21 protein-coding genes are annotated in these 24511 nt (G+C 53.6%); 17 read left to right on the top strand and 4 right to left on the bottom strand.

All coding sequences use genetic code 11. The features are described 5' to 3' along the window. Positions 1–4 precede the first annotated feature (4 nt). A complete protein-coding gene (locus tag JN414_RS10810; protein WP_202207879.1) occupies positions 5–331 on the top strand; it encodes a hypothetical protein in 327 nt (108 codons plus the stop codon). Here the strand turns inward: JN414_RS10810 and JN414_RS10815 are convergent. Further along, a complete protein-coding gene (locus JN414_RS10815) occupies positions 323–1669 on the bottom strand; it encodes an FAD-binding oxidoreductase (RefSeq protein ID WP_202207880.1) in 1347 nt (448 codons plus the stop codon). The two genes, JN414_RS10810 and JN414_RS10815, sit on opposite strands and share 9 nt — an antisense overlap. Beyond that, positions 1666–2502 carry a creatininase family protein gene (locus JN414_RS10820; protein WP_202207881.1) on the bottom strand — a complete coding sequence of 279 codons (837 nt, stop codon included), beginning with the start codon at positions 2500–2502 and terminating at the stop codon, positions 1666–1668. The genes JN414_RS10815 and JN414_RS10820 overlap by 4 nt, the downstream gene beginning before the upstream one ends. Before the next feature lie 219 nt (positions 2503–2721). Between JN414_RS10820 and JN414_RS10825 the strand changes: the two genes are divergently transcribed. The 8 genes from JN414_RS10825 (at position 2722) to JN414_RS10860 (ending at position 10026) form a co-directional block, all read left to right on the top strand. Continuing rightward, positions 2722–3246 carry a DUF2165 family protein gene (locus JN414_RS10825; RefSeq protein WP_202207882.1) on the top strand — a complete coding sequence of 175 codons (525 nt, stop codon included), beginning with the start codon at positions 2722–2724 and terminating at the stop codon, positions 3244–3246. Between the two features lie 123 nt (positions 3247–3369). Further along, positions 3370–4371, top strand: a complete 1002-nt coding sequence (locus JN414_RS10830) for an ABC transporter substrate-binding protein (protein WP_237389999.1) — start codon at positions 3370–3372, stop codon at positions 4369–4371. Continuing rightward, positions 4368–5165, top strand: coding sequence for an ABC transporter ATP-binding protein (locus tag JN414_RS10835; RefSeq protein WP_202207883.1), 798 nt, complete (start codon positions 4368–4370; stop codon positions 5163–5165). Before JN414_RS10830 ends, JN414_RS10835 begins: the two co-directional genes overlap by 4 nt. After that, complete coding sequence (locus JN414_RS10840) at positions 5162–5926, top strand: ABC transporter permease (RefSeq protein ID WP_202207884.1); 765 nt, start codon at positions 5162–5164, stop codon at positions 5924–5926. The genes JN414_RS10835 and JN414_RS10840 overlap by 4 nt, the downstream gene beginning before the upstream one ends. Further along, a complete protein-coding gene (locus JN414_RS10845; protein WP_202207885.1) occupies positions 5923–7209 on the top strand; it encodes a cytosine deaminase in 1287 nt (428 codons plus the stop codon). Before JN414_RS10840 ends, JN414_RS10845 begins: the two co-directional genes overlap by 4 nt. A 32-nt stretch (positions 7210–7241) precedes the next feature. After that, positions 7242–8831 (top strand): CocE/NonD family hydrolase, encoded by a 1590-nt coding sequence (locus tag JN414_RS10850; protein ID WP_237390000.1) that lies wholly within the window; start codon positions 7242–7244, stop codon positions 8829–8831. Between the two features lie 5 nt (positions 8832–8836). Next, positions 8837–9262: a cupin domain-containing protein gene (locus tag JN414_RS10855; protein ID WP_202207887.1), complete on the top strand. Its 426-nt coding sequence runs from the start codon at positions 8837–8839 to the stop codon at positions 9260–9262. Next, positions 9259–10026: a cysteine hydrolase family protein gene (locus tag JN414_RS10860; protein WP_202207888.1), complete on the top strand. Its 768-nt coding sequence runs from the start codon at positions 9259–9261 to the stop codon at positions 10024–10026. Before JN414_RS10855 ends, JN414_RS10860 begins: the two co-directional genes overlap by 4 nt. Positions 10027–10494: 468 nt before the next feature. On the opposite strand, the gene JN414_RS10865 is transcribed toward JN414_RS10860, so the two are convergent. Beyond that, positions 10495–12891: a TonB-dependent receptor gene (locus JN414_RS10865; protein WP_202207889.1), complete on the bottom strand. Its 2397-nt coding sequence runs from the start codon at positions 12889–12891 to the stop codon at positions 10495–10497. A 510-nt stretch (positions 12892–13401) separates the two neighbouring features. Between JN414_RS10865 and JN414_RS10870 the strand changes: the two genes are divergently transcribed. Next, positions 13402–14310 (top strand): LysR family transcriptional regulator, encoded by a 909-nt coding sequence (locus JN414_RS10870; RefSeq protein ID WP_237390001.1) that lies wholly within the window; start codon positions 13402–13404, stop codon positions 14308–14310. Here the strand turns inward: JN414_RS10870 and JN414_RS10875 are convergent. Beyond that, positions 14289–15407, bottom strand: coding sequence for a class I SAM-dependent RNA methyltransferase (locus JN414_RS10875; protein WP_202207890.1), 1119 nt, complete (start codon positions 15405–15407; stop codon positions 14289–14291). The genes JN414_RS10870 and JN414_RS10875 overlap by 22 nt on opposite strands. A gap of 259 nt (positions 15408–15666) precedes the next feature. Here JN414_RS10875 and JN414_RS10880 point away from each other — a divergent pair, with 259 nt between their 5' ends. The 7 genes from JN414_RS10880 to JN414_RS10910 all read left to right on the top strand — a co-directional run bounded on the left by JN414_RS10880 (position 15667) and on the right by JN414_RS10910 (position 23744). Beyond that, complete coding sequence (locus tag JN414_RS10880; RefSeq protein ID WP_202207891.1) at positions 15667–16695, top strand: aldo/keto reductase; 1029 nt, start codon at positions 15667–15669, stop codon at positions 16693–16695. 311 nt (positions 16696–17006) lie between these two features. Further along, on the top strand, positions 17007–18638 hold the full coding sequence (locus JN414_RS10885) for an FGGY-family carbohydrate kinase (protein WP_202207892.1): 1632 nt from the start codon (positions 17007–17009) through the stop codon (positions 18636–18638). 85 nt (positions 18639–18723) lie between these two features. Beyond that, on the top strand, positions 18724–20040 hold the full coding sequence (locus JN414_RS10890; RefSeq protein ID WP_202207893.1) for a sugar ABC transporter substrate-binding protein: 1317 nt from the start codon (positions 18724–18726) through the stop codon (positions 20038–20040). Between the two features lie 11 nt (positions 20041–20051). Then, positions 20052–20960 carry a carbohydrate ABC transporter permease gene (locus tag JN414_RS10895; protein ID WP_202207894.1) on the top strand — a complete coding sequence of 303 codons (909 nt, stop codon included), beginning with the start codon at positions 20052–20054 and terminating at the stop codon, positions 20958–20960. A 1-nt stretch (position 20961) separates the two neighbouring features. Next, positions 20962–21789, top strand: coding sequence for a carbohydrate ABC transporter permease (locus JN414_RS10900; protein WP_202207895.1), 828 nt, complete (start codon positions 20962–20964; stop codon positions 21787–21789). Between the two features lie 53 nt (positions 21790–21842). After that, positions 21843–22946: an ABC transporter ATP-binding protein gene (locus tag JN414_RS10905; protein WP_202207896.1), complete on the top strand. Its 1104-nt coding sequence runs from the start codon at positions 21843–21845 to the stop codon at positions 22944–22946. Positions 22947–22970: 24 nt separating this feature from the next. After that, entirely contained in the window at positions 22971–23744 is a 774-nt protein-coding gene (locus tag JN414_RS10910) for an SDR family NAD(P)-dependent oxidoreductase (RefSeq protein ID WP_046901882.1), read from the top strand. Positions 23745–24511: the final 767 nt, after the last annotated feature.

Below are 24511 nucleotides of genomic sequence, written 5' to 3' on the forward strand. Positions count from 1 at the left end.
AGTTATGAATACTCGCCGCAGTAGGGGAGCACCGGCAAGCACGTTTCGAGATGCCGTGGTGCCCCTTCCTGCCGCGAGCCCTATTATCCCGACGAATGGCCTTCATAGCCATGCCGTTATCAATATCCTCGCCATCGACGAACAGCGTAGCATTGCCGACCGCTTTATCGACCACCACAATACCATGAACAGCCCGGCCTTCCGGATCCACCGAAGACAGGACGGACAATCACTGCGTTTTATCATGCGGCAACAAGATCGATCGGTTTTTTATAAGTTTACTCAATCTTGCCGCCGCAAGGATCTGGGGCGGGGTCTTTTGTCAGGCTGACCCAGCACTAAGCATCTTGCCGGGATTTAGAAGCAACATCGGATCATATCGCTTCTTTATAGCTGCGAGATCCGGTGATGCCACACGGTGCATACCGCCTTCCTCAATAGTCACGACATGGGGGTTCGCAATATTCACACCCCTTTTCTCATGTTCAGCAATGATATGATTAAGCCGCGCCTCATCTGTAAAGCGGATGACCGGCAAAGCGGCACAACTTACATGACCGCCCATCGGGAAGAACTCCAGATGCATCATCAGATCATCAGGGAACAGTGCACGGATTTCCGCGACTTTTTCCAAAGTTCCGACGGCCGGATAACCACACTGAAGATACGTGTAACCACGATCCTTTTTTAGAACCTGAAGCGTCGTGTGATTCCACGTCAACTCGTAAAGCGGGGTTGCCCCTGCCGTGTCTTCAGCTTCTCTGGTGTTAGCTTCATAGCAAAGGTGGCCGTTAGTAGCTTCAGCCAGCGCCTTGACCGTTTCAATGCCCGCCGGAGCAACCATGAGAATGACCAGTGACGCCCCATCCGGCACGTGCTCGCGTACGGATGCGAAGAATGGCGGCAGGTCACCGTCAACGACAGACACCAGCTTCTTCTGAATGCCCGCCTGAAGAGCAATATCACGCGCAAAAACTGCCGCTTCTTCAAACGTGCCGAATGAAATGGCCATATCCTGCCAATCCACGGCTGGCTCAACACCAATTTCCAGCTCGGTAATCAGGCCTGTCGTACCGTAGGTGTGAAGCATGCCCCGCGCATCAGAGCCGCGAAGTTCGAGAGCTTCCGGATTTTCACCCAGAGTGACAAAGCGGAGCCCCAGAATATTCCCCGGTGACGAAAGACCGCCCCATCGAACAGACCCAATACCGCCGGATCCACCCGCAATAAATCCACCGATCGTCGCCGTCCGTTTCGTGGACGGATACATGCGGGCTTCCCAGCCCAGCTCATGCAGAGCACGATCCAGATCCAGCATATTCATGCCAGCCTGCACCCGCGCGACACCATCCTTGACCCAAAGAAGCTTATTAAGCTCTGTCATTTCAACAACAGCGCCTCCTTCCATGGGAACAGCCTGGCCGTAATTTCCGGTCCCGCCTCCACGCGGAGTAAGGAAAGTTTTTGTCTCACGGGCGGCTCGGGCAATGTGAAGCAGGTCCTCTTCATTGCGCGGCATAACGATACAATCGCCAAAACAGCTATCAAGCTGCCGCTTCAGAACCGGACTATACCAGTAAAAATCACGGCTTTTCCGCTTCACAAGAGCTGGAACCGTCTGAACGGGAATATCGCCAAGAAGCGACAGGAAGGTCCCAACAGAACTCATCGACCAAGATCCTCCGTAATCGGACGCAGGCGATCCAATGGGTATTCCGCAATTTCTACGAGAAGCTCAAGAAAGCCTTTGATCCACTGATTAGCGACAGCCTCGCCTTTCTCAGCCGTAGCAATGCCAGCATTCCCTGCCGCGCCTGACGGATGGATGTCATGGGTTAGCCAGCCAAAGCCGACGCGCCCTTCTGCTTCCAGCCATTTGGCGGTCTCAGCAAGCTTTTGAGGCCATGGCTCGAAATTATCAGCGCGTTCCATCTCAACAAGATCTGGACGCAGGTGAAGCATCAGGGATGTTTCAATATCGCCACCGTGAATGCCATATCGGCGCTCTTCGTCGGTAAACATGCCATCCGGTACACCGAAACGAGACCAGCCCACACAGACAACAAACATTCCATGTGTCCGGCGGAGTGTTCTGGCAACAATGTCTAAGATCTGTGGCTGTCCACCATGAGAATTCAGGAGCACCAGCCTCTTCACACCAGATCGTGCAACACTTTCACCAATTTCGATGAGAACCTGCGTAAGGGTCTGCGCGCTGAGGGTCAGTGTTCCAGGGTAAGCAACATGCTCTTCGCTTTTGCCAACAGCCTGAATAGGAAGTGCGGTCGCGGGGACGGTCGCGGGGAGCGCCTCCATTGCCTTATCAAGCAGCATTTCGTTGATACAGGCATCCACATAGACCGGAAGATGTGGGCCATGCTGTTCCACCGCGGCCACAGGAAGAATGGCCACGGTCTCAGGGGGAAGCTGACGAAACTGGCGGGAAATCATGTCACACCAGCGCTTTTTGGGCCAGAAAACCGTCTCGGAACTGCTTGTCATGGGCTTGTCTTCCGTTGTCTCTTGTGTGGAATGACACGCCCCGGGGAGGACGAGCCAACACATTCCCTGCTCCGATATGATATCATCCCGGAACGAAAAGATAGATGAAACAGGAAGATCGCAGCTTTTAAAGCATCTATTTTCGACAGGAGCGATGCAAAAAAGAGGGCGCAAATTTCACGGGCATTCCGCTAGCGTTTCAAAAAACAGGAGCCAGCTATGTCCGAACTTTCAACACAGTCATTGCCTACGCGCTCCGTGCGCCTGAATCGTCTCTCCAAAACCGTGATGGTCGGGTCTCTGGGAGTCTTCGGCCTTCTCGTCGCACTTAATAATATTACAGATTATGGTTCAAACTATGCATTTGTTCGTCACGTTCTGTCGATGGATACCACGTTCCCGGGCAACAGTCTCAGATGGCGCGCGATCTCGATCCCGCTGCTGTGGCATATTTTTTACGTCCTGATTATTGGCGCTGAATTCGCAACCGGTGCTCTTTTTTCGTTTGCGGCTTGGAAGATGGCGAAGGCGATCAACATGGATAGTCCGGTCTTTAAGGCCGCTCATACCCTTGTTCCCGTCGCGACGGCCGTAGGATTTCTCATCTGGTTTTTCGGCTTCTCTGTCGTCGGAGGTGAGTGGTTCGCGATGTGGCAATCCCATAGCTGGAACGGCCAGGAAGCCGCATTCCGGTTTTTCATGACCATGTTGGGAGTTTGTATTTTCACTCAGCAAAAAGAGTGAGTGCATCCTTTTTGCGCGCACAAATGGGTTAAAAAGGTATCGGTCCAGCAGCAGAATAGCTCTTCCCACGGAGACAAAAAAACCGTTACGGTCTAATTATAAATGGACGTTGGGAGGCACCTCATGACACCTTACAGGCTTGATCGACGCAGTATGCTCCGCGGCATCATGGCTGCGGGCGCGGTGTCTTCCCTACCCTCTGGGCGAGCAAAAGCGGCATCCAGGCCCCTGACCCTGCTGACCAACTGGTATGCTCAGGCAGAGCACGGAGGCTACTACCAGGCCTCCGAAGACGGACTGTACAGCGCTCAAAATCTGGACGTTTCAATTCAGATGGGTGGCCCCCAGATGAACATGACCCAGCTTCTGATGGCGGGACAATGTGACATCGCCATCATGCAGGGTGAAGAAGCCATCCGCTGTGCAGTGCAGGGCATTCCCGCCGTCGCAATCGCTACGACTTTCCAGAAAGGTGTTGGCGGCGTGATGACCCACCCGGATATTCACGACATCGCCCAACTCAAGGGCCATCCCATTCTGATCAGTTCAGAAGGGCGAGCCAGCTTCTGGGTGTGGCTTAAGAAGCGTTATGGCTTCACGGAAGACCAGGCCCATCCCTACACCTATAATCTCCAGCCCTTCGCTTTCAATCCGCAGATGGCCATGCAGGCCTTTGTTTCCTCGGAGCCCTACGGCGCCAAAAAAGCTGGTATTCCATTCAATTTCTTTCTCCTCGATGACGTGGGCTACGCTGCCTATGGAAACGTGCTGATGGTGTCCCGCAAGACCCTCGAAGAACGTGGCCCCGAGCTCCAGAAGTTCATCGCGGCCAGCAGCGAAGGCTGGAAACGCTATATTTTTGGAGAGTCCACCAAGGGGGATGCTGCGATCCGTAAAGCTAATCCGGATATGAGCGCGGACCAACTCGCGTGGTCCCGTCAGAAACTCCGCGACATCAAAGCTCTGGGCGCACCGGGAGCACCCATCATGACAATGAATGATGAGCGCTGGCAGCGCATTCACGACATCCAGCTTTCAGCTCAACTCATTGCAGACAGTCCGAAATGGAAAGATGGGTATACCCTTGATGTCGTCCACAACAGCCTGGCAACTGTCCCCGCATGAGCAGTCCCGTTCTTTCCCTGAGCAGCGTTGAGAAAATTTTCCCCAACGGCGTGCGCGGTCTTTCTCCTGTCGATCTGAGTGTGGAGAAAGGAGATTTCGTTACGCTGATTGGGCCATCTGGATGCGGCAAAAGTACGCTCCTCAAGCTCATCGCCAATCTTCATACCCCGTCGGCCGGCACACTGAACTGGTGGGGCGGCGGCTTCAGGGACGTAGGTCAGAAAGGGCGCCGTATGGCGTTCGTCTTTCAGGACGCAACGCTCATGCCATGGGCCACGATCGTGAAAAATGTGCGCCTTCCGCTTGATTTGGAAAAAGTGGATCGGACAACGGCTGACAAGCGTGCCCATGCCGCTCTTGAACGCGTTGGCCTAGGTCACGTGGCCGATCAATATCCCGCACAACTTTCCGGCGGCATGAAGATGCGCGTTTCCATTGCCCGTGCACTCGTTACCGAACCAGATCTTCTTCTGATGGATGAGCCATTCGGTGCACTGGACGAATTTACCAGAAACCGCTTGGATGAAGAAATGGCCCGTCTTTGCTATGAAGACGGCCTCACCACACTGTTCGTCACACATGCCCTCCATGAGGCTGCATTTCTGTCCAGCCGCGTAATGGTCATGGCGGCTCACCCTGGGCGTATTCATGCTCAATACGAAATAGACCGTGGCATTGTTCGCGACGAAACTTTCCGCCTTTCCGATCAGTTCGCCGGCATCAGCAAAGAATTGGCGATCCTCCTCGAAGATGCCAGTCGGGACAGCATGATTGGTCAGGAGGCGCAGCAATGATGACATCCCGTTCTCTCTCGCTCCTTGCTCCCATTACTCTCGGAATCATCATTCTGGCAACATGGGAAGCGATTTGTCGCTTCTGGCATATCCCGCCTTACCTGATGCCCTCTCCGTCTGCCATCTGGCGTGCTTTGATGCTGGACGGCGTGTCATTACTCCATGCGCTGCTTATCACTCTGGAAATCACATTTGCGGCGCTCGTTGTGGCCGTCCTCGGGGGTGTTCTGATAGCCTTCCTGTTGGTGCAGAGCCCGCTGATCGAACGGTGCCTGATGCCTTATGTGGTCATCATGCAGGTGACCCCGATTGTAGCCATTGCGCCGCTGATCATCATCCTGATCCACAATACTCCCCTCGCCCTAACTGCCTGCGCAGCATTAGTAGCGATCTTCCCTGTGATCTCGAACACTCTGCAAGGCCTGCGCAGCGTAGATCCAGATCTGGCGGCTTACTTTCAGATGCACAAAGCCACCCGCCTTCAAATGCTGCTGCGACTGCGAATTCCAAGTGCTCTTCCCATGTTCATGGCAGGCCTACGCATTGCAACAGGCCTCTCACTTGTCGGCGCCATTGTAGCTGAGTTTGTTGCCGGAACCGGTGGCAATTCGGCTGGCCTGGCATATCAGATCCTTCAGTCCGGCTTTCAGATGGATATTCCCCGGATGTTCGCGGCACTGTTCCTTATTACAGTCGCAGGCCTCGTCCTGTATGCCGCAGCAGCCAGCCTCCAGCGCTTTGCTCTGAGACATCGCTCATGATTTTTCCTGCTTCTTCTAGCACCGCCCCAGGCGCCCTCCTGAATGCGACTATTCCGGCAGGCCTGCGGCCTTCGTCATTCACTGATGAGGCCATGCGCTACGATATCGCGCTCTCAGAAGGGAAGATCTCAGATATTCTACCGGCAGGAAATCTTTCTTCCGTCGGGGACGCAATTGATCTGAAAGGTCAGATGGTCTGGCCATGCTTTGCAGATATTCATACCCATCTGGACAAGGCCTTCATCTGGGAGCGCGCACCCAATCCTGATGGAACCTTCATGGGGGCCTTGCAAGCCACAACTCAGGATCGAGAAGGGTATTGGACGGACGCAGACGTTGAACGCCGCATGGAGTTCAGTCTGAACTGTGCCTACGCGCACGGAACCAGCGCCATAAGAACGCACTTAGACACCTTCGGAACGCACGGGAACCGCGTTTGGCCGCTTCTGCGTCGCCTTCAAAAGAAATGGTCCGGGAAAGTTGCTCTGCAAGGCGTCTCCCTGACCATGCCTGAGCGCTACATGGGTGAAGACCGGGACGGCATCGTTAGAAATGTCGCCGAGACAGAGGGGGGCGTTCTGGGCGCCGTCCTGATGAAGCACAACACGATGCCCGAAGCCCTCGAAGTTCTCTTTGGACTGGCCACAGAATACGGTCTCGAACTGGATCTTCATGTCGATGAGAATGGAGAAACAGACGGAACGGCTCTGGAACTGATCGCCCAGACAGCTCTGAAGCTTCGGTTTCGTCAAAAGATCTTATGCGGCCATTGCTGTAGCCTTAGCGTTCAAAGCGAGACGCAACAGACGCACATTATTTCCCTGCTCGGCGAAGCCGGGATTGGCATTGTGAGTCTCCCACTTTGCAACATGTACCTTCAGGACCGCACCGCAGGGCGTACACCAAGATGGAGAGGTGTAACCTTACTGCAGGAACTCGATGCCGCGGGTATTCCAGTCATGCTTGCCAGCGACAATGTCCGAGACCCCTTCTACGCTTACGGGGACTTTGACATGCACGAAATTCTTCAAGGCGGTACGAGGATCGGCCAGTTGGATCATACTCACCGTCCTTGGGCGCAATCGGTCACAAGCCGTCCGGGATCCTGGATGGGAAGGATCCATCGTCTGGAAAAAGGTGCACCAGCGGATCTGATTATCTTTCAAGCTCGTTCCATGAATGAATGGATGAGCCGCTCTCAGGCCGGACGGACAGTTCTCCGAAACGGTCGCATTCTCGAAGCAACTCCCCCTTCATACGAAACTCTGGGAGCTGAAATCTGATGTTAGCGCTGAAATCTCGCCGGACGGAGACAATGCAAACGCGGGATGGCGTTTCACTGGTTGCTGATATCTGGGAACCAGAAGGAGACGGCCCCTTCCCCGTTCTTCTGATGCGACAGGCTTACGGCCGCAAAATTGGTACGTCGCTCTGCTACGCACCACCAGAATGGTATGCCAGTCACGGCTATATCGTCATTATGCAGGACGTGCGGGGACGCGGAGATTCTGGTGGTGAGTTTGTCCTGTTCGAATATGAAGCGACAGATGGCGCAGATACGATCGCCTGGGCCGCATCCTTACCGCGCAGCAATGGTCGCGTGGGGATGTTTGGCTTCTCCTTTCAGGGGAGCAACCAACTTCTGGCAGCCGGAGAAAAACCAGAAGCACTCAAAGCGGTAGCGCCTACCATGATCGGCTGGCAGCTGGATCAGGACTGGGCGTATGAAAATGGGGCGTTCCCGATGCGCGCCAACCTTGGTTGGGCGACACAACTGGCAGCAGAAACTGCCAGGCTTCAGGGAGACTACGAAGCCCAGCAGGCGCTCTTTGCGGCTAGTCGGGGCATGTCTTTCAATGGGCGACAACCCACAGTGCCTGCGCATGAAGCGCTTCTTGCGAAATATAGCCATTATACCCGCTGGAGAGAGACACCTCCGGGAGATGCCTACTGGGACAAAATCTCTCCCGCATCGCGGTTGACCGAAATCTCGGAGCTAGCACCCGCAGTTCTACTGATTGGGGGATGGTACGACAGCCACCTGCCTGGCACGCTGGAAGCATATCGAGCTCTGTCCCCCCACATGCCAACACGCTTGATTGTTGGCCCTTGGTCTCACTTTCCGTGGGATCGACATATCGGGGATGTGGACGTCGGCGAGGCTGCCATTACAGACATCGATCAGCAGCAGATCGCATTCTTCGATCAATATCTAAAAGCTGCCCCTATACCCGACGCGAACCCAGTACGCCTTTTCGATATGGGCGCCTGTTGCTGGCAGAACTTCCCGACACTCTCGACAGGGACAGTTCCAAGCTATCCAGTTGGGACGGGTCGCTCCGCGATTGACACACGCGATGGCATTCTGAGCGCGTCGACAGCTCCTACAGCACCGTCAGAGAGCCTTACTCTCGATCCGTGGCGCCCTTCGGGTCCGTGTGGTGGAAGCTTCGGGTTTCCGGGAGGCCCCGTAGATCGCGCCCGCACCGATGCGCGTTCGGACGTCCTGACATTCACGACGCTCCCGCTCGAATTCGATCAGCTGCTCGCAGGAACGATCACAGGGTGCTTTGAAATCGAAAGTGAATACGCCGGTTTTGACCTTCATGCCTGCGTCTCGCGTATCGATCAGAACGGCAAAGTACACCCTCTCGCAGAAGGATATGCGCTGACTGCCCCTGGTCAGACATCTCTGCCGTTGCGGGGAACATGCGTCACATTGAAAGCCGGAGAAAGATTGAGGCTGTCCCTGTCTCTCTCCTGCTTTCCCGTGTTTCCGATCAACCCCGGCACAGGGGCCAGCCCTATTACCGCCACTCTGGACCAACAACAGGTGACGACAGTTCACTTCAAATGCGGCTCCGGAACCTACCTTCTTCTTCCTTGGATCAAACAGGAAAGATAATTCTCATGCCTTTCGCAAAATGCAGCCCTGATAGCGTTGAAGCCTTCCGGATTGCTCCGGATTCAACCAATTACTTTGCCATTTTGTTTGACAAGACAGCTGGCGATTACGCGTCTATTGCCGTTGTCGAAATTTTTGAACCTGGTGGCGCAACACCGCCCAACACACACACGGATGCGGACGAAATGTTTTTCGTTCTGTCCGGCACAGGCCGCGCCTGGTGTGATGGTCAGAGCTGCGAACTCAAGGCTGGCGACGCGCTTCTGGTCAAGCCGGGATCCGAGCACGTTCTGGAAAACACAGGCAGCAACAAACTCTATACTTTGACAGTGATGACCCCAGACGAAGACTTCGGAAAGCTGATCCGCAGCGGAATTCCAGTCAAGCTTGATGCGGAGGATTTGGCGGTCCTGTGTGGAGGGAGTCAATGAGACGTCTGGGCAGTACACACGTCAACAGTTGGGGGGCCACGACGTCTTCCATCAGCCTTTTACGGCCTGAGCGTCCTTCCCGGCCTGTCAGCGTTCCGTCCCAGCCTCAGGCTCTGACTTTCGATCTCGCTTGTACCGCCATTATCGTGATCGATATGCAGAACGACTTCTGCCATCCTGATGGCTGGTTAGCATCTATTGGTGTCGATATCACGGCGGCCCGTCGTCCGATCAAGCCTCTTCAGTCTCTCCTTCCCGCGCTGCGAGAGCATAATGTCCCTGTAATCTGGCTGAACTGGGGAAATCGGCCAGATAAGCTCAACCTTCCTCCTTCTATCCTGCATGTTTATGACCCCGCAGGTGAAGACAAGGGCATCGGAGCGGCTATAGGTTCTGCAGATCGCAAAGTTCTGGAAGATGGCAGCTGGAATGCTGCGATCGTTAACGAACTCGCGGTGTATCCGGAAGATATTCACGTTTCCAAGTATCGAATGAGTGGATTTTGGGACACCCCCCTCGAAGGCATCCTCAAGAACCTACGCGTGGACACATTGCTTTTCTCCGGGGTGAACAGCGATCAGTGCGTTCTGAGCACGCTGACAGATGCAGCCTGCCTCGGATACGACTGCATCTTTTTGGACGATTGCTCCGCAACGACCTCTCCTGAGTTCTGCCAAGAGGCAACAGTTTATAACGTTCGCCAGTGCTATGGATTTGTAGCATCAGGCTCAGATCTCACAAAACGTCTTACTAGCCAAACATGAAATGAGCGGCTTTCAGGATTAAAGACACCCGAAAGCTGATCATGTCAAATGTCGTTGGAGTGTATGTAATTAATACATTCCAGTGACATTATTAGCGCCTATTCATATTAAATTAGTATAATTATCCATCCACGGAATACTTTAATTTCTTTTTTCTAGTATTATGAAGGCGGGTTACCCGTATTAAATTTTTTGAAAGAGAAGATGACATGTCTGTAGTTCTTCTCTTCAAAACTTCATGACAGGCCCGTCATTGAAGGCCCCTACGCTTAGATTAAGCCTATGTCGTCAGCCACCAATTCAAAATGCTTTACAATCCCTCTGATTAATTAGAGCAAAGAGAATTATATTTGACTGCAGCTTAATTCGAACGGCGTCAACCGCTCCTTAACCTGCTGGAAAGACATCACCATAAAAAAAGCCCTCAGAACATCATGTCCTGAGGGCTTTGTGAGGCCGGAAGAGAAATCAGAACCCTGTAGAAATCGTTCCCGTCATGCTGAAACGCGGTTCAACGTAGAACTGAGCACTAGACCCAGCGCCTGAAAGATTCCCATTCATCAGCCGGACGGCAGAAGCGTTGGTACCTACACCAACCACGCCTGTCCGAACAATCGAACCTGTTAGGTTGGTGAAGTTCAAACGAATGGTAGGAGACTTTGCATACCAAACTGGCTTGAAATGATAACCCAGAGATAGTGTGTTCGTTACGTATCCCGGAATACGCTGATCGCCTGCAATCGAAACGGACTGCGGACCTGTGTAATGAACCGTTGCGTTAGCGAAGAAGCCTTTATTCACATAGGTCAGGCCGAAGTTTGCCATAACATGCGGTGACAGAGGTGCCTGCGTGCCCTTTGTTCTGAAGGCGGTCAGGTTTCCACTTGCATCGGACGCGGCAATATTCGTGTCCATTCGCGCGTTAAGGTATTCGAACGAAACATACGGGCTAAAACCATAGATCGGCTGCGTAGAGAACATGGCATCAAAACCACGCGCAGTCTGGTTGCCTGCATTAACTACACCCGACTGATTATTGCCCAGGTACGTGCTCAGGAGACGGTTCGTAATGTTATAGTTGAAGAGATCAAGATCAACGATAACGTACTTATCATTATACCGATATCCAAGCTCTTCCTTGATGGAATACTGGTTCTTGGGCAGCTTTCCAGTGAGGGTAGTGTTCCCAAGAGCCGATGCAGAAGGCTGACGGAAGTCACCCTCAGCATTGATGTAAACCTGATGGTGCTCGTTGAAATGATAACTGACGGACAGGTGCGGCAGAGGTGCCGTCAGGTTCTGGCCCATTTGCTTGTGTGCCGGATATGTCGTGTACCAGACATTGGACATCACATATTTGAAACCACCATTGACCAGCAGACGGTCATGAAAATATTTCGCTGTATCCTGAAGGAAGAGGGAGTGAATTTCATAACCAGTGGTGTTGCCGAAATACGAGCGGGAACCACCAGAATAGACTTGATAGGTTGAATCGTTCGGGCTCGGGTTGGAACCATCAGCCTTCGTCACGCTAACAGGAAAGTGCTGAGTATAATCCTGGTTTTCGTACCAGTACCCGAGCTCAAAATGGTTATGCTTGTCGATATCATAGCCCAACTTGGCTGTAGCACCGACGTCAAGAGCTCCATTCTCTTGGAAGTAGCTTGTTAGCGGCGTACCAGCAGCAATGGTCTGACCAGACTTAAATGTTGTTGTACCATTGGCAAAGCCACCTGACGAACCATCCCATCCCTGGCCCCAGTTATAATACGGACGCAGATCGAACTGGAGCTTATCTGTAAGGACGATATGAATTGGAGCGCTCAGAAAGAGCTGGTTCCAATGATCGATATTGTTTTTCCAGTAGTCGTTTCCAGTTGCATCAAATCCAGCCTTACGACCGTATCCCTCACCTGTGTCCTTATACTTGTGGAACTGTGCAGCAGTGGGATACCGATCAATTGTGAAGTCTTCGAAGTTCCAAGACATGAAGAGCTTCGCAAACGAACCATTCTCCCAGTCCTTGCGAATACCGAAATCAAGATGACGGCGCTCGTTGATACCCGCCCCCATCCATGAACGAGCATGTGTATTCGAAAACGACAGGTAGCTACGAATGCCGCTCTTGCCGATATCACCGGTCTCTAAGCGCATGAATTCGCGAGACAGGTTATTCGTGCCGTACGAAAAATCCATCAAGCCGCCGAATGTATGCGACGGATCATGAGATACTTCGTTCATGACGCCCGCGGCAGCAGACGTGGCGGGCAGATCAACGGCGGACGAACCCGGCGTGAGGCTGACACTATCCAGATTTTCTGAATCAATGTCTTCGGCCATATAAGCCGCACTGGCTGCAGGTGCACCGTCGACCATAAGAGCCATATCAGCATCGGTCAGGCTTCGGCTCTGAATACGCCCACCCTGCATACCAGACGTATCAGGCGTCGAAACGTTCACGCTCGGCAGGTTCTTGATAAGATCAAGTGCTGTGCTTGTCGGGCTTTTAGCCTCGATAAATGCCTTCGTGATTGTCTGGATAGCGTAAGGCGCAGTCTCGACACGCATCATGCCGCCACCACGGCTTCTGGCCAGGCGGGACGTGGACACTGTGACGTGTTCATCCCCCGTCGAGTTGATCGATGCCGGGCGACGCATTTTTGGATGAGCAGGAACAGCTGCAATCTCAGCTTTTTGACCCGTCACAGCCTGCGGGTGATGCGCATGAGCTTTATGGTGGACAGCGGCGTTACTCGAAGCTGCCTGCGCGGAAGCAACAAGAGACGACGAACCAAAGCCAGCCAAACACGTTACAAGAAGAAGCGCCTTCCTGGACGAGTGTTTTTCAAATCGGTACGGACACATAACCTTTTGGCTTCTCCTGCTGCAAAACGATTTTCGTTCCTGCCAGGACCTGATCTCTGTACAGAAGAGATCCTTTCCCATAACGAAAACGTAACATAATCGAGCGCTACCTCAGAAGGCGAATAATTGCCTCGCACCGACATCAAAAATAGGACACAAGGCAGATCCCGAGCATTTGATGTGTCTTTTACACACGCCTCCACATGTTTTGCAACATTCCCCCGATAGATCATACCTTGCTCTTCTATTTTTAAAATATATGTTTTATTTCAATCCATTATAGGAATTTTTAGCTCTAAAATTTTCGCTGTTTTTCGCATCAGATGTGTGCTGATCACAATCATAATGGCAGCATAAGGCGAACGGCTTCCAGGGTGTGCTCTTAATGCAACACATTCTCTTCCAATTACGAAAACTGTCGCTATCAGAGGCGTTAAAGATGTTTTCCATCTTTCCTTGAAAGATCTTCGGAACGTTCTTAGTCTGCATCTTTTCGGTGCGAAAACTACGATGCTCCATAGCCGCCTTCTCATCTATCTGGATACGGTTGCCCGCTGCGGATCCATCCGAAAGGCAGGCGAACAGCTAAACGTTGCCTCAACGGCGATTAATCGGCAGATCCTGACGCTGGAAGATAATCTGGGCACTCCCATATTCCAGAGACTTCCCCGCAAACTGGTTTTGACGGCCGCAGGAGAAATCCTGCTTGCTCACGTCCGCGAGACGCTCAAAAACATGAACCTCACGCGGCAAGTTTTGGAAGATCTGAAAGGTCTCAAACGCGGGGAATTTTCTATCGCTACGATGGTAGGTCCCATCTCGACCTTTTTGCCGCTTGCTCTGGCTGATTTTCACAACACACATCAAAACGTGCGGATCCATGTCAGCACCTACGGCACGCATGATCTCGTCGAGACTGTCAAAAATGGGCAGGCCGATATTGGCATCGGGTTTGATATTCCCGTGGACAACAGCCTCGTTGTGCAGACGTCGCGCACGGTTCCCCTAGGCGTGGTGATGGGCGTCCATCACCCCCTCGCCCATCAGGAATCCATTACCCTCGAAGAATGCAACGCGTGGCCACTAACCGTAGCTGACGCCAGTATGGCTATTCGACCCCACCTCGAAGATCTCTATGCAGCTCGAAATCTGACCTTGACGCCGGCCATCGAGACCAACTCGATTGAGCTAATGCGCCAGATGGCTCTCTCCCCTGGGCATATCACTTTCCTGACACCATTGGACATCATTCAGGAGAAAGCCGAAGGAAAGCTCAAGTTCCTGTCTCTCAACGAGCACGGGACCCAACCCCAGACCCTCTCAATCGTGGCGCGGTCAAAGATTTCCAATCCCTTCACCGCGCTCTTCATTGAACGGGTAGAGTACTTTCTCCAGGATTACACGAGCGCCTCTGTCTGAAAAAGAAACACTTTCAAACCACCATGCGGAATTGGAGCCCCGGTGGGGAGAAACGGAAGCCCAGTTGCGTGGGCCAGTGAAACTTCCGTCGTTAGAATACCCACACGCCATCCCTTAAAGTGTTCTTTAAGTCTTTGCCCCAGAGCGCGATATAGCGCAGATAACTTCGCCTTATCGCCGATACGTGTCCCATAAGGAGGATTTAGAATAACCAATCCGGGGGCACTTCCATCAGGCGGGCTGATTTCACTGATTGTGGCCTGACGAAACTCCGTGCACTCCGCAACCCCAGCCCGCAAAGCATTAGCCTCGCTCATGGCAATCGCACCGGCATCCCTGTCACTTCCATAAAAGCGGAAACCGGGTGCACGCTCACTTTTGACGGAGCGCATTGTCTGCCACGCAGCTTCGTCATACGTCGCGAGTTGCTCGAAGGCAAAGTGTCTTGAGCGCCCAGGATTGAGGCGAGACGCGATCTCGGCGGCCTCAATCACGAAGGTCCCGGAACCGCACATGGGGTCCACCACTGCTTCCTGACCGTCGTAACCACATTTCCTCAAGAAAAGCGAAGCCAGGGTTTCTCGCATGGGAGCGCGATTGACCGCCTCTTTATGCCCTCGCCTGTGCAGAAGATCCCCCGACGTATCGACACTGACTGTACAGAAATTCTGATCAATTCTGACACGTAGAACTACATCAGCATCAGCATCAGCAGATGCACCCAAGATTTCCGTCACAACCTTGGAAATCCGCTCTGCCGCCGCACCGCTATGATAGATCCGTGAAGACGAACAGGAGACGTCCACCTTGAACGGAACGTCCGGACGCAGCACTTCCAACCACTTAATCTCCCGTGCTCGTTTTTCAAGTTGAGACAGATACTCCGCCTTGAACTGCGCCACGCGTGCCAGTACCCGACTAGCTCCCCGGATCCAGAGATTAGCTCGCCAGACTTCAGGCCACCCTCCTCGCAGTGTCACCCCGCCGGGTACGACTTTTGGCTGGCGAAAGCCCTTCATCCGGACTTCGGAGCAAAGGGTTTCTTCCAGTCCCGGAGGAGCAGCAAGAAAGATCTCAAAGTGCCTGTTATTCGTCATGGGCCCTGAATGGCAGGAAGAGCGCCAAACAGCAATCGCCAGTTCCGCATTCCAGCTAACAGCAAAAACCGAAGCATTAAAAACCACTCCAACAGTTTAACCTTCCCGGCAATAAAATTTCTGTGCTCACGCGAACGAGCCCCTCATCACAACGTAAACTGCAGATGTTCGGAAGCCCCCTGATGATCTCCTGTGACCAGCGGCCTTTCCCCATCACGATCCCACGCACAGCACGATCATCCCATCAGGAGGAGCGACCATGAACCCTTCAGAGCGTCGTAAATTCGGACGAAAAGACTTTAGCGTTACAGCTTTTGCCTTCGGCACTGCCCCTCTGGGGAATTTTCTTCAGAAGGTTGGAGATCAGGAGGCAGATGAAATGATCCAACAGGCTTGGAGTGCTGGCATTCGCCTTTATGACACGTCCCCCATGTATGGCCATGGGCTGGCAGAGCTCAGGCTCGGGCACTCCCTCCGTTGGAAAAACAGAGATGATTTCATCGTCATGACAAAAGTTGGGCGAACGCTGCATTCTGCTCGCAGGACTGAGATTGACTTTGCTCCGTGGGTTAATGCAGCCCCCAACAAAATGACCTTTGACTACAGCTACGACGGAACGATGCGAGCTTTTGAAGACTCCCTTCAAAGGCTCGCGCTCGAGCACATCGATGTCGCTTTCATCCACGATATCGACCGATTTACGCATGGTCCCGATCAACCTGAAGCCTTTCGGCAGGCAATGGATGGGAGTTGGCGCGCTTTGGAAAAACTTCGATCAGAAGGTGTCGTCAAAGCCGTCGGTGTTGGTGTGAATGAATGGGAAGTCTGCCATAACGCTCTCCAGCAACGAGATTTCGACTGCTTCCTTCTGGCAGGTCGATACACTTTGCTGGAACAGGACGCGCTGAACGAGTTCCTACCTCTCTGTGAACAGCGAGGCGCCACCCTTATTGTTGGCGGAGGTTTCAATTCAGGAATTCTTGCAACAGGAGCGGTTCCGGGCGCGAAGTACAATTATTCCCCTGCACCCGAACACATTCTGGACCGCGTCAAGAAAATCGAGGCAGTCTGCGACGATTATGACGTTTCACTCCCTGCCGCCGCACTTCAGTTTGTGGTGGCACACCCCTCGATTTCTTCATTTTGCGCGGGCACTCGAAATGTGACCCAACTCAAGCAGAACCTGGAGTGGTTTGCTCAGCCTATCCCTGAAGACTTCTGGGCTGAACTCAAGTCACAAGGCCTGCTTGCAGAACGTGCTCCAGTGCCTGCAATGGCTCAATCCTAGTATCTGTCTGCTCAGGGTTTTTCCTGGCGTTCCCGGAGGATCCTGAGCGTTAAAACATCATCTTTTTGCGAGACAGACCTTTGGTTGATGAAAATCCCATCTCGTATGCTGGACAGTGAAAATGATATATGTAACATGAATAACGTTATATGTTGTTGTGTGGCCGTTATTCCTGCCGAAAGAAGCACACCTCAGATTTATTGAACGTAACATTCCAGAATGTTCGCTTTGAGATTTGACGGTCCTTCTTTCTGGATTATCCCCACCCAACAGCGTGTTTTATGTGTGTTTGTCAGCTTTAGGTGTGCTGTATGGATCTGGTTCTTGGAATTGACGTTGGGACTGGCAGTGCACGCGCTGGCATTTTCACCCTGACCGGGCAGAAAATGGCCTCTGCGGTGCAGCCAACCAGAACGTGGTCACCGGCCCCGGATTTTGCACAGCAGTCGTCCGAAAATATCTGGGCTGCGGTCTGTACAGCCACCCGCACTGCGCTCGCGACACTCACTGAACCTTTCCGCATCATCGGGATCGGCTTTGATGCAACCTGTTCCCTTGTCGTACTTGATAGGAACGGCAAGCCGCTCTCGGTGGACCCGCAAGGTGCACCAGAGCAGGACATTATTCTTTGGGCCGATCACCGTGCATTGAATGAAACTGCCGAAATTAATAACGGTGGATACGATGTCCTGCGCTATGTCGGGGGAAAAATTTCTCCGGAAATGGAGACGCCGAAGCTCCTGTGGCTGAAACGTAACCTTCCCGACATTTTCGCCAGAGCCAGCCATTTCTTTGACCTCCCCGACTTCCTGACCTGGCGCGCAACCGGATCCCTGTCCCGTTCAGCCTGCTCAACAGCTTGCAAATGGACCTATCTGGCCCATGAAGACAGATGGGATGACACATATTTCAAGGCTATCGGTCTGGAAGACCTCACGGCTGACAACTACGCCCGGATCGGCAATGATATTCGCCCGCTTGGGGGTGTCGTCGGGGATGGTTTGAGCCCTCAGGCCGCGGCGGAGCTAGGGTTAGAAGTTGGTATTCCCGTTGGTGTTTCAGCAATTGATGCTCATGCTGGGGGGCTTGGCATTCTGGGTATCGAAGCGGAAGGCACAATTTCTGATGCCGTTCTTGAGCGCTCAATATCTTTAATTTGTGGCACATCCAGCTGCCATATGGCGGCGTCAAAGGAGGCCCGTTTCGTGCCCGGAGTATGGGGGCCTTACTGGAACGCCATGGTCCCGGATATGTGGCTGAATGAAGCAGGTCAGTCAGCAACCGGAGCGCTGATTGATTTCGTGATTTCTCATCATGCGGCGGGGCCTGAGCTCAAGCGGCAGGCTGAGCAATCAGGCAGTAATATCTATGCCCTCCTCAATACCCGGATTGAAGAGCTGGAAGCCCGGAAACTGCCAGGAAGCAGTACAGCCAATCTTCACCTACTACCAGATTTCCATGGTAATCGTTCTCCCCATGCAGACCCGGATCTGAAAGGCGTTATCAGCGGCCTCGCCCTGTCAGCGACGCCGGATGATCTCGCCAGGCTCTATCTGGCTACCCTCCAGGGTTTGGCTTACGGCACGCAGGACATCATTGATGCTCTCAACGCCCAAGGCTACCGGATCGACACAATTCTGGCCACGGGAGGAAGCACCAAGAACCCGATCTTCTTGCGCGAACATGCAAATGCAACCGGCTGTCGTATTCTCCTCCCAAAAGAGCCTGATTCCGTTCTTCTCGGGGCGGCCATTCTGGGAGCTGTCGCTAGCGGCCAATATGCCACTCTGCGCGCAGCTATGGCTCAAATGAGCCATGCTGGCAGCGAAATCCTGCCAGATGTGAAAACGAAGACTTACCACGCTGCCAAACGTTCCATCTGTCACGACATGCTCGAAAGCCAGCTCGCATGGCGTCAGAAAATGCAGGATGCTTTGAAATAACGTCCACTCACTGATCTGCCTCCCGAAAACCCAAGCTGTCGTGCGTAACTCCGTTCGCGGCTCTTTTTTCAAAGGTCTGAGTTCCATGTCTCGTCTGAAAACAGCCTGCACCCTTGCAGTTCTCTTGAGCGGTTCAGTTCTTTCTACTGCGCAAGCCGCAGGCACCCTGACAATCGCAACCGTGAACAACGGGGACATGATCGTCATGCGTCAGCTGTCGCAGGAGTTTGAAAAAGCGCATCCCGATATTCATCTCAACTGGGTGACTCTCGAAGAGAACGTTCTGCGCCAGCGCGTCACAACCGACATTGCCATGAAAACCGGTCAGTTCGACGTTGTGACGATCGGGAATTACGAAGTGCCCATCTGGGCAAAACAGGGCTGGCTCACAGAAATCAAGCCGGACGCCGCATACGACATTAGCGATGTGCTGCCATCGGTTCGGGAAGCCCTGACATCAGACGGCAAGCTTTACGCTCTCCCCTTCTATGCCGAGAGCGTCATGACCTACTACCGCAAGGATCTGTTCCAGAAAGCCGGTCTGACGATGCCAGACGCACCTACCTACGATCAGATCCGGCAGTTCGCCGACAAGATCACAGACAAGTCAGGACAGGTCTATGGCATCTGTCTTCGTGGCAAGCCTGGCTGGGGTGAGAACATGGCCTATGTCTCGTCGCTGGCGAACACATACGGTGCCCAGTGGTTCGACATGTCCTGGAAGCCAATGCTCACGTCAGACGCATGGAAAAAAGCTCTGACATGGTATGTCTCGGCGTTGAAGGAAGACGGCCCACCGGGCGTCACATCCAACGGATTCAATGAAAATCTGGCACTCTTCGCGAGTGGACATTGCGGCATCTGGATTGATTCCACCGTTGCCGGCGGCCTCCTGTTCGATCCGAAGCAGTCTCAGGTAGCCGACAAAGTCGGCTTCGCGTCGGCTCCCAAAGGCCCCTACGGCAAGGGACCAACATGGCTGTGGAGCTGGAGCCTTGCCGTTCCCGTCAGTTCCCATCAGGGCACGGACGCCCAGACCTTCATCACATGGGCAACCTCCAAGGAATACGTGAAGCTGGTTGCGGACCGAAAGGGATGGGTTGCAGTTCCCGCTGGCACCCGTGCCTCAACATATGCTGCCTCCGAGTACCAGAAAGCTGCCCCGTTTGCGTCGTTCGTTCTGAACGCGATCAAGACTGCCGACCCAAGTGGACAAACAGCAGACCCGCGCCCCTATACCGGAGCGCAGTTTGTAGGAATTCCTGAATTCCAAGCGGTTGGTACTCAGGTCGGGCAGACAGTCGCCGCGACCCTTTCCGGCCAGATGACCGTGGATCAGGCTCTGGCTGCAGCACAATCTTCTGTCACCCGTTCGCTGCGCCAGTCTGGCCGCGCCAAGTAAGGCAGAGTGCCATGCAGGCAGTTCTAGAACATAGCCCCCCAAAAGGGGCATCAGAACGCACAGGCAAGCGAACGGGGCTTCTGCTCCTGTCGCCTGCCGTTCTGATCCTTCTCGTCTGGTCCCTCGTCCCACTGGCGATGACGCTTTGGTACTCGCTGATCAACTACAATCTGATTGACCCGACGCTTCACGGCTTCGCTGGCTTCAGCAACTACTGGTACCTTCTGACTGATCCGGATTTTCTGTATTCCCTGTTGCATACAGTCATTCTGGTCGTTGGCGTCCTGATCATCAGCGTAGGAGGTGGCACGCTTCTGGCCATCCTTTACGATCAGGAGTTCTTCGGGCGCGGTATTGCGCGTGTTCTGGTCATTTCTCCGTTCTTCGTCATGCCGACAGTGTCTGCCCTGCTGTGGAAGAACCTGATGCTGCACCCGATCTATGGCGTTTATTCCGCCATGATGCGGGCTGTCGGTTTAACGCCAATTGACTGGCTTGCCCGGTTCCCGCTCCTGACAGTCATGATGATCGTCAGCTGGGAATGGTTGCCATTTGCCGTCCTCATTCTCCTCACAGCCGTCCAGTCACTGGATAGCGAGCAGAAAGAGGCCGCACGGATGGATGGTGCCGGTCCGATCGCTCAGTTCCGTCATATCATTCTCCCTCACCTGAGCCGCGCTATCAGCGTCGTCGTGATGATCGAGACGATTTATCTGCTGACAATCTTTGCGGAGATCTCCGTCACGACGGCAGGCGGCCCTGGAGTGGCATCCACCAACCTGGCGTATCTCATCTACTCCCGCGCATTGCTTCAGTTTGATGTCGGCGGCGCCTCTGCTGGTGGTGTCCTGGCCATCATTATTGCGAATGTCGCTGCGATGTTCCTCGTGCGCTCTGTCGCACGTAACCTGGAGGTGTGAGATGGCGATCAAGACAAAACGCAGTACAAAAATCGCCGTCACCTGTCTGGGCTGGGGTATTGCGCTATGGCTCTTCTTTCCCATTTTCTGGATGATTTTGACGGGCTTCAAGAGCGAAGTTCAGGCGGTCTCAACACCGCCCCAACTGATCTTCGCGCCGACCCTCAGCAGCTACGCGGAAGTGTTCGAGCGCGCAAGTTACTGGCACTTCACCTTCAACACCGTCATCATCTCGGTTGGCGCTACTGTGGGCGCGCTCCTGCTTGCCATTCCGGCGGCATACTCGATGGCCTTCATGCCCTCAAAGCGCACACGCGGGACGTTGCTGTGGATGTTGTCGACACGCATGCTGCCTCCTGTTGGGGTGCTCGTACCAATCTATCTTCTGGCTCGCAGCACTCACCTTCTGGACACCTGCACAGGCCTGGCCATCGTCAACATGCTGACGAACCTGCCCATCATCGTCTGGATGCTGTTTACTTTCTTCCGGGAAGTTCCTGCCCCAATTCTTGAGGCTGGTCGCATGGATGGGGCAACACGCTGGCAGGAAATGACAATGGTCCTGCTTCCCCTTGCCCTGCCAGGGATCGCCTCCACAGCCCTGTTGTCGCTGATCCTGTGTTGGAATGAGGCTTTCTGGTCTCTCAATCTTACCTCCTCCAATGCCGCTCCGCTCACAGCATTCATTGCTTCCTTCTCCTCACCGGAAGGACTGTTTTTCGGCAAGCTATCCGCCGCATCCACACTCGCAGTCGCTCCGATCCTTGTTCTGGGCTGGATCAGCCAGAAACAGCTCGTACGTGGCCTCACCTTTGGAGCCGTCAAATGATGGCTACCCTAGCTTTCTCCGTCCCCCAAACGCTCAGGAACGGGACCTGATTCATGGCAACTCTTGAACTCAAAAACCTCCGTAAAACCTATCTTACGGAAGAAATCATCAAAGGCATTTCGCTGTCGATCGAGGACCGTGAATTCGTGGTGTTTGTCGGTCCGTCCGGCTGCGGAAAATCCACGCTGCTTCGTATGATTGCAGGCCTTGAAGACATCACTTCCGGAGACCTTCTGATTGACGGTCAGCGCGTCAACGACGTGGAACCCGGAAAACGCGGCCTTGCCATGGTGTTCCAGTCCTACGCGCTCTACCCGCACATGGACGTCTACAAGAACATGGAATTTGGCCTCAAACTTGCTGGGGTGCCGGAGAAAGAACGGAGCGAGAAGATCAAGCATGTTGCCGCCACGCTTCAGCTTGAACCCTATCTGCATCACAAGCCGGGTCAGCTCTCAGGCGGCCAGCGGCAGCGTGTTGCTATCGGCCGCGCCATTGTGCGTAACCCGAAGGTTTTCCTGTTTGACGAGCCTCTCTCAAACCTGGATGCAGCCCTGCGAGGCCAGATGCGAGTGGAGCTTTCGGCCCTCCATCGCAAGCTGAACGCGACCACCATCTATGTGACCCATGATCAGGTAGAAGCCATGACAATGGCGGACAAGATCGTGGTTCTTCAGAAAGGTGTCGTGGAACAGATTGGCTCACCGCTGGAGCTTTATCACCACCCGCGCAACCTGTTTGTCGCCAAGTTCATCGGCTCACCTCCCATGAACTTCTTCTCCGCTATTTTCCAGAATGGCGGGCAGGACGGATCGAGTGTTCAGCTCCGGGACGGTACTCTTCTGCATGTCCCGGTCTCGCCACCGGATATTTTGCCCGGAACCAAGATTACAGTCGGTATTCGCCCAGAACACGTTGAGCTGGCTCCCGCGAGTGATGATAGTGGGGTTGTGGAAGTTATCGAGCGCCTCGGCGCCATCACGCTGGTTCATGTCCACTGTGCCGACGGGCAGATCATCGTTGTTCAGACAGACGGTTTCACAACCCTAGAAGTCGACACGCCGGTCAGCCTGAAGCTTCCTCCGCAGCATTGCCACCTTTTCGCCCCTGATGGCCTGGCGTTCGAGGCCTGCCGCCGTCATCCCCTTGCCGCCTGATTTTTCTTCCCAGGAATATACATCATGTACATGGAAAAACTTCGCCTTGACGGTCGCGTCGCAGTGGTTACAGGCGGTGCACAGAATATTGGCCTCGCCTGCGTCACGGCTCTGGCAGAAGCAGGCGCGCGCGTCATCATCGCAGATCTGGACGAAACACTTGCTGCACAATCTGCGGAAGATCTGCGCAAGCAGGACCTGAATGTGGATAGCATTCGGATGGATGTCACCAGCACGGAGAGCGTTCAGTCCGCAATCAAAACCCTTCACGAGAAAGAGGGGCATCTGGATATTCTGGTTGCCTGTGCCGGTATCTGTATTTCAGAAGTCAAAGCCGAGGATATGACGGATGGGCAGTGGCTCAAACAGGTGGACATCAACCTGAACGGCATGTTCCGGTGCTGTCAGGCTGTTGGCCGGATCATGATCGAGCAGAAAAAGGGCGCCATCGTTGCGATTGGCTCCATGTCCGGCCAGATCGTCAATCGCCCCCAGCAGCAGGCTGCCTACAACGCGTCAAAAGCGGGCGTACATCAGTATATTCGTTCGCTGGCCGCAGAATGGGCCCCTCATGGCATTCGCGCCAATGCCGTGGCCCCGACTTATATTGAGACAACCCTGACGCGTTTCGGCATGGAAAAGCCGGAACTCTATGACGCCTGGATCGCCGGAACCCCAATGGGCCGAGTTGGCCAGCCGGATGAAGTGGCATCCGTCGTGCAGTTCCTGGCTTCAGACGCCGCCAGCCTCATGACCGGTGCCATCGTTAACGTCGATGCAGGCTTTACCGTCTGGTAAATACCTTTCTACAATTGGGCCTGTCTAACAGGCCCAATTGCTCCTGTACTACCTGTGAGGCATAAGAGAGTCTGTCTTCTGCCTCACAGGTAGTACGGTCGTAAGTGCCTTCTAATCGGTATAGCAGAGTACAAGACGTGTGCTGCCGTTCCAAACGCCGGAATGGTGTCTGGCGTTACGAAATTCTAGATCCCAGCCCTATTGGCTCACCGTAATAGGCTTCTTCAATCATTGAAGAAAATACCCAGACCTTTCATCCGGACGAAGAATTTGTAAAGGTTCCGGACAATGATCGAAGAATCAATCTTTTACTGACTCAGCATGAAAAACAATTTTAGACCCTTGTCCGGATGCCGAGCAAACAGGGCGACTATTATTGGAGCGACAGAGTTTTGGGACGATCGAACATTGTGCAGCAACAATTCTATCAAGGTGTAAGCAACTGCAATACTGCAAGCAACAAACCTAGAAGATTCATCAGGCCGGGCCAGACCACTGCGCTCTTCAGCTTGAGAGAATTCATGCCAATGACTGTCACACCAGCATTTTCAGTACATGGAAGCTATTGGCAAGATCAAACAAATGGGCCAGAAAAAAGCACACCCCAAACGCAATGATCGACCCTGTTGACGCAATGGCAAAGTGCAGAATTTTAGATGTCATACCAAAATAAAAGTATATTTGGTTTCTATTTAATCAAACCATAATATTTCCCCGCTCATTCGTCCGCTATGGTGCCATTGGCTCTGTCGCCTGCTTCATCAAGA

Origin of the sequence: Gluconobacter sp. Gdi (assembly GCF_014132155.1) — a bacterium.
Taxonomy (GTDB): Bacteria; Pseudomonadota; Alphaproteobacteria; order Acetobacterales; family Acetobacteraceae; genus Gluconobacter.

Bases quoted from the DNA above. Each gene is read 5' to 3' on its own strand.
- JN414_RS10880 (WP_202207891.1), top strand. From the start codon at position 15,667: ATGAACCCTTCAGAGCGTCGTAAATTCGGACGAAAAGACTTTAGCGTT.
- JN414_RS10820 (WP_202207881.1), bottom strand. From the start codon at position 2,502: ATGACAAGCAGTTCCGAGACGGTTTTCTGGCCCAAAAAGCGCTGGTGT.
- JN414_RS10850 (WP_237390000.1), top strand. From the start codon at position 7,242: ATGCAAACGCGGGATGGCGTTTCACTGGTTGCTGATATCTGGGAACCA.
- JN414_RS10835 (WP_202207883.1), top strand. From the start codon at position 4,368: ATGAGCAGTCCCGTTCTTTCCCTGAGCAGCGTTGAGAAAATTTTCCCC.
- JN414_RS10900 (WP_202207895.1), top strand. From the start codon at position 20,962: ATGGCGATCAAGACAAAACGCAGTACAAAAATCGCCGTCACCTGTCTG.
- JN414_RS10855 (WP_202207887.1), top strand. From the start codon at position 8,837: ATGCCTTTCGCAAAATGCAGCCCTGATAGCGTTGAAGCCTTCCGGATT.
- JN414_RS10865 (WP_202207889.1), bottom strand. From the start codon at position 12,891: ATGTGTCCGTACCGATTTGAAAAACACTCGTCCAGGAAGGCGCTTCTT.
- JN414_RS10845 (WP_202207885.1), top strand. From the start codon at position 5,923: ATGATTTTTCCTGCTTCTTCTAGCACCGCCCCAGGCGCCCTCCTGAAT.
- JN414_RS10905 (WP_202207896.1), top strand. From the start codon at position 21,843: ATGGCAACTCTTGAACTCAAAAACCTCCGTAAAACCTATCTTACGGAA.
- JN414_RS10825 (WP_202207882.1), top strand. From the start codon at position 2,722: ATGTCCGAACTTTCAACACAGTCATTGCCTACGCGCTCCGTGCGCCTG.
- JN414_RS10910 (WP_046901882.1), top strand. From the start codon at position 22,971: ATGTACATGGAAAAACTTCGCCTTGACGGTCGCGTCGCAGTGGTTACA.
- JN414_RS10875 (WP_202207890.1), bottom strand. From the start codon at position 15,407: ATGACGAATAACAGGCACTTTGAGATCTTTCTTGCTGCTCCTCCGGGA.
- JN414_RS10815 (WP_202207880.1), bottom strand. From the start codon at position 1,669: ATGAGTTCTGTTGGGACCTTCCTGTCGCTTCTTGGCGATATTCCCGTT.
- JN414_RS10895 (WP_202207894.1), top strand. From the start codon at position 20,052: ATGCAGGCAGTTCTAGAACATAGCCCCCCAAAAGGGGCATCAGAACGC.
- JN414_RS10860 (WP_202207888.1), top strand. From the start codon at position 9,259: ATGAGACGTCTGGGCAGTACACACGTCAACAGTTGGGGGGCCACGACG.
- JN414_RS10885 (WP_202207892.1), top strand. From the start codon at position 17,007: ATGGATCTGGTTCTTGGAATTGACGTTGGGACTGGCAGTGCACGCGCT.
- JN414_RS10890 (WP_202207893.1), top strand. From the start codon at position 18,724: ATGTCTCGTCTGAAAACAGCCTGCACCCTTGCAGTTCTCTTGAGCGGT.
- JN414_RS10870 (WP_237390001.1), top strand. From the start codon at position 13,402: ATGCTCCATAGCCGCCTTCTCATCTATCTGGATACGGTTGCCCGCTGC.
- JN414_RS10810 (WP_202207879.1), top strand. From the start codon at position 5: ATGAATACTCGCCGCAGTAGGGGAGCACCGGCAAGCACGTTTCGAGAT.
- JN414_RS10840 (WP_202207884.1), top strand. From the start codon at position 5,162: ATGATGACATCCCGTTCTCTCTCGCTCCTTGCTCCCATTACTCTCGGA.
- JN414_RS10830 (WP_237389999.1), top strand. From the start codon at position 3,370: ATGACACCTTACAGGCTTGATCGACGCAGTATGCTCCGCGGCATCATG.